General features: G+C 73.9%; 2 pseudogenes. Both read left to right on the forward strand.

Annotated features, from left to right (window positions below):
• Positions 1-133: 133 nt before the first annotated feature.
• Positions 134-5,248: pseudogene (locus QSK39_RS51670) on the forward strand (type I polyketide synthase); the annotation flags it as partial.
• 2 nt (positions 5,249-5,250) lie between these two features.
• Positions 5,251-9,957, forward strand: a pseudogene (locus QSK39_RS51675) (type I polyketide synthase); the annotation flags it as partial.
• Positions 9,958-9,970 lie beyond the last annotated feature (13 nt).

The raw sequence follows: 9,970 nt of genomic DNA on the forward strand, positions 1-9,970 counted from the left end.
GGGGCCGTTAGGGGTGGGACGGCACAAAGTCCGTCGGTAGCGTTTTCGGCGTGGCACCTTCCACCCTTTTTCGCGGTTAGGTGGTCGATTACGTGAATACCGTTTCCCAGGGGGTAATGGCGTGAGCGCCGAAAACGAGCGGAAACTGCTCGACTACCTCAAGCGCGCGACCGCCGACCTGCGCGAGGCCAAGGGTGCCCTGCAGGAGGTCCGGCGGCGCGACAGCGAACCCATCGCGATCGTCGGCATGGACTGCCGCTTTCCCGGCGGCGTCGCGAGCCCCGACGACCTCTGGGAGCTGGTCGGCACCGGGACCGACGCCATCGGCGCGTTCCCGGCCGACCGCGGCTGGCCGCTGGACCGCCTCTACGACCCGGCGGGCGAACGTCCCGGCACGACGAACACCCGCGAAGGCGGCTTCCTGCGCGACGCCGCCGAGTTCGACCCCGAGTTCTTCGGGATCTCGCCCCGCGAGGCGCTCACCATGGACGCCCAGCAGCGGCTGCTGCTCGAGACGTCCTGGACCGCACTCGAACGCGCGGGCATCGTCCCGGAAACCCTGCGCGGCAGCAGCACCGGCGTCTTCGCCGGCGTGATGTACCACGACTACCTCGGCCACGCGGCCGCCGGCAGCGTCGTCTCCGGCCGGGTCGCCTACGCGCTCGGCCTGGAAGGCCCCGCGGTCTCGGTCGACACCGCCTGCTCGTCCTCCCTGGTCGCCCTGCACTGGGCCACGCAGGCGCTGCGCCGCGGCGACTGCTCGCTGGCCCTCGTCGGCGGCGTCACGGTGATGGCCACCCCCGAGACGTTCGTCTACTTCACCGAGCAGCGCGGCCTGTCCGACGACGGCCGCTGCAAGGCCTTCGCCGCCGCGGCCGACGGCACGGGCTGGGGCGAGGGCGCCGGGGTGCTCGTCGTCGAACGCCTCTCCGACGCTCAGCGCCTGGGTCACGAAGTTCTCGCCGTCGTGCGCGGCAGCGCGGTCAACTCCGACGGCGCGTCCAGCGGCCTGACCGTCCCGAATGGACCAGCTCAGCAACGCGTGATCCGCCAGGCCCTCGCCACCGCCGGACTGTCCACAACGGACGTCGACCTCGTCGAAGGCCACGGCACCGGCACGAAGCTCGGCGACCCGATCGAAGCGCAGGCCCTGCTCGCCACCTACGGGCAGGACCGGAAAGAGCCCCTGTGGCTCGGCTCGCTCAAGTCCAACATCGGCCACACTCAGGCCGCTGCCGGGGTCGGCGGCGTGATCAAGGTCGTCCAGGCCATCCGGCACGGCGTGCTCCCGAAGACCCTGCACGTCGACACGCCGTCGCCGCACGTCGACTGGTCGGCCGGCGCGGTCGAGCTGCTCACCGAGGCCCGCGAGTGGCCCGACGTCGACCGCCCCCGCCGCGGCGCGGTGTCGTCGTTCGGGATCAGCGGCACCAACGCCCACGTGATCATCGAGCAGGCCGAGCCCGTCGCCGAGGAGCCTTCGCGAGCCGACGTCCCGGTCGTCGCGTGGCCGGTCTCGGCGGACTCCGCCGACGCCGTCGCCGCGCAGGCCCAGCAGCTCATCGACCACCCCGGCGACCTGGCGGACATCGGGTTCTCCCTGGCCACGACCCGCTCGGCGCTGGACCACCGCGCCGTCGTCGTCGGCTCCGACGCCGCCGAGCTGCGCGCCGGGCTGACCGCGCTCGCCGCCGGCGAGGACGCGCCGAACGTCGTCCGCGACCGCCGGGGCACCGGCCGGACGGCCTTCGTCTTCACCGGCCAGGGCGCCCAGCGCGCCGGCATGGGCAACGCCCTCGCCGCGAAGTACCCCGTGTTCGCCGAAGCCCTCGACGCCGCCTGCGCCCGGCTCGACCTCGACCGCGCGGCCTTCGACGACGCCGAAGCCTTGGCGCAGACCGGGTTCACGCAGCCCGCGCTGTTCGCGTTCGAGGTCGCGCTCTACCGGCTGCTGACGTCGTGGGGCCTGAAGCCCGACCACCTGCTGGGCCATTCGATCGGCGAGCTGGCCGCGGCCCACGTTGCGGGCATCCTCTCGCTCGACGACGCCTGCACGCTCGTCGCGGCCCGCGCCCGGCTCATGCAGGCCCTGCCCGCCGGCGGCGCGATGGTCACGATCCCGGCCGCCGAGGCCGACGTGACCCCGCTGCTGACGGCCGGGGTGAGCATCGCCGCGATCAACGGCCCGCGCTCCCTGGTGGTCTCGGGCGCCGAGGACGAGGTCGCCGCCGTCGTCGCGCACTTCGAACATCCCAAGGAGCTGCGCGTCTCGCACGCCTTCCACTCGCCGCTGATGGAACCGATGCTGGACGAGTTCGCGGTCGTGGCGGAGAAGCTCACCTACGCGAAGCCCGAGATCCCGATCGTTTCCACGGTCGCCGCCGGGGCCGACCTGGCGTCGCCGCAGTACTGGGTGGAGCAGGTCCGCGCGACCGTCCGGTTCGACGACGGCCTGCGCGCGCTCGCCGCCGAAGGCGTCCGGACGTTCGTCGAGATCGGCCCGGCACCGGTGCTGACCGCCGCCGCGAGCACCGCGCTCGACGACGAGACGCTCGCCTTCGTCCCGGCCGTGCGCAAGAACGAGGTCCCCGACGTCGTCACCGCGGTCGCCACCCTGCACGCCCGCGGGATTCCCGTGGATTGGCAAGCGTTCTATGCCGGCGCCCGCCGCGTCGAGGTGCCGACCTACGCCTTCCGCCGCACCCGCTACTGGCTGTCCGCCACCACCGCGACCGGCGATGCCGCCGACCACGGCCAGCAGCCCGCCACGCACCCGATGCTCAGCGCCGTCGTCCGCGTCCCCGAGTCGGACACGGTCGTGCTGACCGGCCGGCTGTCGGCGGACACCGTGCCGTGGATCGCCGACCACGTCGTGCTCGGCACGATCCTGCTGCCCGGCACGGCGTTCGTCGAACTGGCGCGCGCCGCCGCCGACGAGGTCGGCTACGCGGGCCTCGAAGAGCTGACGCTGCAGGCCCCGCTCGCCTTGACCAAGGGCGCCGCACTGCAGGTGTCCCTCGGCGCCGAGGAGGACGGCCGCCGCCGCGTCACCGTCCACTCGCGACTCGACGGCGAGGACGCCTGGACGCTCCACGCCGAAGGTTTCGTGACCGCCGAAGCGGCCGAGCCGTCGTTCGGCTTCGCCGAGTGGCCGCCCGCGGGCGCCACCGAGGTCGCCTTGGACGACCCGTACGCGCAGCTCGCGGACCTCGGCTACGACTACGGCCCCGCGTTCCAGGGGCTGAGCCGGATGTGGCGTGACGGCGACGACGTCTACGCCGAGGTCGCCCTGGCCGACGCCCGCGACTACGGCCTGCACCCGGCCCTGCTCGACGCCGCCCTGCACGCCCAGCTGCTCGGCCCGGCTCCCGAGGACGGCGAAACGAAGCCGATGCTGCCGTTCGCCTTCAGCGGCACCACGTGGCACGCCGCGGGCACGTCCGCGCTGCGCGTCCACGTGTCGCCGGCCGGCCCGGACACCATCGCGCTGCGGATCGCCGACACGACCGGCGCCCCGGTGCTGTCTGTCGACTCCTTGGCCGCCCGGCCGATCTCGCTCGACAAGCTCGCGCCCAGCTCGCTGTTCCGCGTGGCTTGGGAGCCGGCTCCTGCGGGAACGCCGGTCGCCGCGCAGATCCTGGAAGTGTCCACATCGGACGGTTCGGTGCCGGAGCGGGCCCGCGCGGCCACGCGTCAGGTGCTCGCCGCCATCCGGGAGTCCGAGGACCGCCTGGCCGTCGTCACGCGCGGCGCGGTGTCGGTGGCCGGCGAGGACGTCGACCCGGCCCTCGCGACGGTCTGGGGCCTGGTCCGCGCGGCCGAAGCCGAGAACCCGGGCCGGTTCGTGCTCATCGACGGCGAGGACGTCGAAGCGGCCTTGGCCACCGGTGCGCCCGAGGTGGCCGTCCGCGACGGGCAGGCATACGTCCCCAGGCTGGTCGCGGCGACACCGTCGGGCGACCTGGGCTGGAACCTGGAGCGCACGGTCCTGATCACCGGCGGCACGGGCGGGCTCGGCGCGGTCGTCGCGAAGCACCTGGTGACCGACCACGGGGTCCGGCACCTGCTGCTCACCAGCCGTCGCGGCGCGGACGCGCCCGGCGCTGCCGAGCTGCGCGACGAACTCACGAGCCTGGGCGCGGACGTCACGATCGCGAGCTGCGACGTCACCGACCGCGCGTCGGTGGCGGCGCTGCTCGACGGCGTCGAGCTGACCGCGGTGGTGCACGCGGCGGGCGTCCCGTCCGCGGGCCGCGTCGAGAACCTCACCGACGAGGAGATCGACCGCGTCTTCGCCCCGAAGGTCGACGGCGCCTGGCACCTGCACGAACTCGCGAAGGACCTCGACGCGTTCATCCTGTTCTCCTCGGCCGCGAGCACGGTGCTGGCCGCCGGGCAGGCCGGGTACGCGGCGGCCAACGCGTTCCTCGACGAGCTGGCCCGCCACCGCCACGCCCAAGGCTTCCCGGCGACGGCCCTGGACTGGGGCGCCTGGGCCGAAGACGGCGGCATGGCCGGCGAACTCGTCGAGGCCGACTTCCGCCGCCTGCGCCGCCTCGGCACCCCGCCGATGGCGACGGCCGACGCCCTCGCGCTGCTCGACGCGTGCCTCGTCGCCGAGGACGCCGTCCTCGCGCCGGTGCAGCTGGACGTCGCGGCCCTGCGGTCCCGCGCGGACTCGCTGCCGCCGGTCCTGCGCGGCATGGTCCGGCCCGCGACCCCTCGCCGCATGGCGGCGAAGAACGACGGCGCCGTCACGGCCCGCCTGACCGCGCTGCCGGAGGCCGAGCGCGAGGCGTACCTGCTGGAGGTCGTCTCCGGTCAGGTCCAGGCGGTGCTGGGCCTTGGGTTCGTCGAGCCGGAGCGGGCCTTCCAGGAAATGGGGTTCGACTCCCTGACCTCGGTGGAGCTGCGCAACCAGCTCGGCGCCCTGACGGGGCTGAAGCTGACGGCGACGATCGTGTTCGACCACCCGACCCCGGCGGCGCTGGCGTCCCGGCTGCACGCGTTGCTGGGCCCGAGCCGCGGTCCGGCGGACTCGCTCCTGGCCGAGATCGACCGCCTGGAGGCGTCCCTGGCCGCCGCGGGCTCGCTGAACGGCTCGACGGCGAAGGTCACCGCCCGCCTGGATGCCCTGATGCGCAAGTGGACCGAGGCGAACACGGGCGTCACCGAGGCCGCCGACCTGGACGAAGCCACCGACGACGAGCTCTTCGCCGTGCTCGACGAAGAACTGGGGATCTCATGAGCAACGAGGACAAGCTCCGCGACTACCTGAAGCGCGCGACGGCGGACCTGCAGGCGGCGCGGCGCCGCGTGCAGGAGCTGGAAGCGCGCAGCGCCGAACCCATCGCCATCATCGGCATGAGCTGCCGCTACCCCGGGGACGTCCGCACGCCGGACGACCTGTGGGACCTGGTCGACCAGGGCCGCGACGTCATCGGGGAGTTCCCCGCCGACCGAGGGTGGGACCTCGAGGGCATCTACGACCCCACCCCCGACCGGCCCGGCAAGACCTACACGCGCCACGGCGGGTTCCTCTACGACGCCCCGGGCTTCGACGCCGAGTTCTTCGGCATCAGCCCGCGCGACGCCCGCCGCGCCGACCCGCAGCAGCGCATCCTGCTGGAAGCCTCGTGGGAGGCCTTCGAGCGCGCCGGGCTCGACCCGCACGCGCTCAAGGGCAGCCCGACCGGCGTCTACGCCGGCGTCATGTACCACGACTACAGCGGCGGCAGCCCCGACGGCAGCCTCGTCTCCGGCCAGGTCTCCTACACCCTCGGCCTCGAAGGCCCGTCGGTCTCGGTGGACACCGCGTGCTCGTCGTCGCTGGTCGCGCTGCACATGGCCGCCCAGGGCCTGCGCGACGGCGACTGCACCCTCGCGCTCGCCGGCGGTGTCGCCGTCATGGGCACCCCGGAGATGTTCGTCGACTTCAGCGGCCGCCGCGGCCTGTCCGCCGACGGCCGCAGCCGGTCCTTTTCGGACGATGCCGACGGGACGTCGTGGGCCGAAGGCGTCGGTGTCCTCGTGCTGGAAAAGCTGTCCGACGCGCGCCGCAACGGGCACCGCGTCCTCGCGCTGCTGCGCGGCTCCGCGATCAACCAGGACGGCGCCAGCAACGGCTTCTCCGCACCCAACGGCCCCTCGCAGGTCCGGGTGATCGAAGCCGCGCTCGCCGACGCCGGGCTGTCGCGGTCCGATGTGGACCTCGTCGAGGCGCACGGCACCGGCACCGCGCTCGGCGACCCGATCGAAGCGCAGTCGCTGATGGAGACCTACGGCCAGCGCACCACGGGTGAGCCGCTGCTGCTCGGCTCGATCAAGTCCAACATGGGCCACCCGCAGGCCGCGGCCGGTGTCGCGGGCGTGATCAAGGTGGTGCAGGCACTGCGGCACGGCAAGGCGCCGCGGACCCTGCACGTCGGCACGCCCTCGACGCACGTCGACTGGACCGCCGGCGCGGTCGAGCTGCTCACCGAGCCGCGCGACTGGCCGGAGGTGAACCGGCCGCGCCGGGCCGCCGTCTCGTCGTTCGGCGTCAGCGGCACCAACGCGCACGTCATCCTGGAGCAGGCCCCGGCCGAAGACGCCGTCGAGCCCCCGAAGCCCGCGGTGCACCCGCTGGTGCTCTCGGCCAAGACCCCGGCCGCGCTGGCCGAGGCCGCCGGGCAGCTCGCGTCCCAAGTGGACGGTGACCTCACCGACATCGCCTACACCCTCGCCACCGGGCGCGCGAAGCTCGACCACCGCGCGGTGGTGCTGTCGACGGACGCCAAGCAGGCCCTGGAGACACTGGCCGCCGGCGGGTCACGGCCCGACGTCGTCACCGGCACCGCCGACGTCCGCGGCAAGACCGTGTTCGTCTTCCCCGGCCAGGGTTCCCAGTGGACCGGCATGGCGCTCGAGCTGATCGAGCAGTCGCCGGTGTTCGCCACGCGGATCGCCGAATGCGACGCGGCGTTGCGGGAGTTCACCGACTGGTCGGTGCTCGCCGTGCTGCGCGGCGAACCCGGCACGCCGCCGGCCGACCGCGTCGACGTCGTCCAGCCGATGCTGTGGGCGGTGATGGTCTCGCTGGCCGCGCTGTGGCGCGCGCACGGGGTCGAACCGGACATGGTGATCGGCCACTCGCAGGGCGAGATCGCCGCGTCGACCGTCTCCGGTGCACTGTCCCTTCAGGACGGTGCGCGCGTGGTCGCGTTGCGGAGCAAGGCGATCGGAGACGTCCTCGGCGGGCGAGGCGGCGGCATGCTGGCCGCCGGGCTCCCCGCCGCCGAGCTGCTGAAGCGGCTCGACGCCTGGGACGGCCGGATCTCCCTCGCCGCCGACAACGGCGCCACCTCCGCTGTGCTGTCCGGGGACGGCGACGCCCTCGACGAGCTGCGTGACCAGCTCGTCGCCGAAGGCTTCCGCGCCAAGCGCGTCCCGGTGGACTACGCGTCGCACTCCGCGCACGTCGAGCACCTCGCCGACCGCCTGCTGGCCGACCTCGGCCCGATCACCCCGGCCGCCGGCAGCGTCGCGATGACGTCCACGGTGACCGGGGAACCGGTCGCCGAGTCCACTGTGGACGCGAAGTACTGGTTCACCAACCTGCGCACCACGGTCCGGTTCGCCCCCGTCGTCGCGAAGCTCGCCGAGGCGGGCTACACGCGGTTCGTCGAGGTCAGCCCGCACCCGGTGCTGGCCATGAGCATCCAGGAGACCCTCGACGAAGGCGGGCACAGCGGTTCCGTCACCGGCACCCTGCGCCGCGACGAAGGCGGCTTGACCCGGTTCGCGACGTCGCTGGCCGAGCACTCGGTCCGCGGCGGTGCGGCGGACTGGGCGTCGCTGGTGCCCGGCGGCCGGATCGCCGACGTGCCGACCTACCCGTTCCAGCACAAGCGCTTCTGGCTCGAAGAGGAAGCCGCGGCTCCCGCGACCGGAGCACAGGTCGCCGACCAGGACTTCTGGCAGGACGTCACGAGCGGCGACGTCGATGCGCTGGCTTCCAGGCTCGGCGTCGAGGCCGCGCCGCTGGCCGAGGTCGTCCCGGCGCTGGCCGCGTGGCACGGCCGCCGCACCGAGCTGTCCACGGTGGAGTCCTGGCGGTACCGCGTGTCCTGGGCGCCGGTGAGCGTCGCGGGCGGGCTGAGCGGCACCTGGCTGGTCGTCGTCCCCGCGGACGTCCCCGCGGCGGCGGAGCTGGCCGACGCGCTCTCCGAGCAAGGCGACGTCGTCCGGGTGATCGCCGAGCACGGGGAACTGGCCGAGGTGCTCACCGAAGCGACGGCGCTGCGGCCGTTCGACGGCGTGCTGTCGCTGCTCGCCCTCGACACCCGTGAACACCCGGAGCACCCCGCGCTCAGCACCGCGGTCGCGGCCACGATCGCCCTGCTGCAAGCCCTGCGCGACATCGACGCTCCGGTCTGGGTGGTCACCCGCGGCGCGGTCGCGGTGGACGCCTTCTCCGACGCCGACCCGGCCGCCGCGGCCGTGTGGGGCCTCGGCACGGTCGCCGCGCTCGACCAGCCCGCCACCTGGGGCGGACTGGTCGACGTCGAGGGCCCAGGGGACGCCGCGCGCGTCGCCGCCGTGGTGTCCGGTGTGGACGGTGAGGACCAGGTCGCGATCCGGCCGTCCGGGGTGTTCGCCCGGCGGATGGTCCGCGCCCCGCTGAAGGGCACCGCCGACGAGTGGAAGCCGCGGGGAACGGTCCTCGTCACCGGTGGCACCGGCGCAGTCGGCGCGCACGTCGCCCGGTGGCTGGCCGGCCGCGGTGCCGGGCACATCGTGCTCACCAGCCGCCGCGGGCTCGACGCCGAAGGCGCGCGCGAGCTGGTCGACGAACTGAACGTCAAAGTCACCGTGGTGGCCTGCGACGTCTCCGACAAGGAGCAGCTGCGGGCGCTGCTGGCCGAGTACCCGCCGACCGCCGTCGTGCACGCCGCCGGTGTCCTCACCGCGGAGTCACCCCTGTCCGAGGTCACGCCCGCCGAGTTCGCCGCGGCCACCCGCGCCAAGGTCACCGGCGCCGCGCTGCTCGACGAGCTGCTCGGCGACACCGAGCTGGACGCGTTCGTGCTGATGTCCTCCGGCGCCGCCGTGTGGGGCACCTCCGGCCAGCCCGCGTACGCCGCGGGCAACGCCTACCTCGACGCCCTCGCCCGGCGCCGCCGTGCCGCGGGCCGCACCGCGACCGCGATCGCCTGGGGCTCCTGGGGTGGCGGGGGCATGGTCGACGCCGAGGCGAGCGACCTGCTGCGCCGCATGGGCCTCGCCGAGATGGCGCCGGAACTCGCCGTCGAAGCACTGGGCCAAGCGCTCGACCACGATGAGACGCAGCTGGTCGTCGCGGACATCGACTGGGCCGCGTTCGCCCCGGTCTACCAGCTCGCCCGCCCGCGGCCGCTGCTGCGCGCGCTGCCCGAGGTGGCCGAGGACAAGAGCGAAGCCGTCGAGAACACCGGTGACTTCAAGGCGAAGCTGGCCGCGCTGACCCCTGCCGAACAGCAGCGGACGCTCCTGGAGCTGGTCCGCGGCGAGGTCGCCGTGGTCGCCGGCTACGACGGCGGGTCGGCGGTCGAACCGGCCCGCGCGTTCAAGGAGCTCGGCTTCGACTCGGTGACCGCGGTCGACCTGCGCAACCGGCTCGGCGCCGCGACCGGGCTGAAGCTCCCGGCGACCGTCGCTTTCGACCACGTCAACCCGCAGGCGCTCGCCGAGCACCTCTGGACCCAGCTCGGCGGGGGCGAAGCAGCCGTCCCGCTCGAAGTGGAGCTGGACCGCCTGGAGGCTGTCGCGTCCACTTTGGACGCCGCCGAGATCGACCGGTCCCGGATCGTCGCCCGGCTGCAGGCGATGGTGACCACCCTGCACAAGACCCTGTCCGGCACCAAGGCCACCGACGTGCTGGAGACCGCGACCACGGATGAGCTGTTCGCCCTCATCGACAACGAGCTCGGCGCCTGAGAGGTATCCCCAC

Source organism: Amycolatopsis sp. NBRC 101858, from assembly GCF_030269325.1.
Taxonomy (GTDB): domain Bacteria; phylum Actinomycetota; class Actinomycetes; order Mycobacteriales; family Pseudonocardiaceae; genus Amycolatopsis; species Amycolatopsis ponsaeliensis.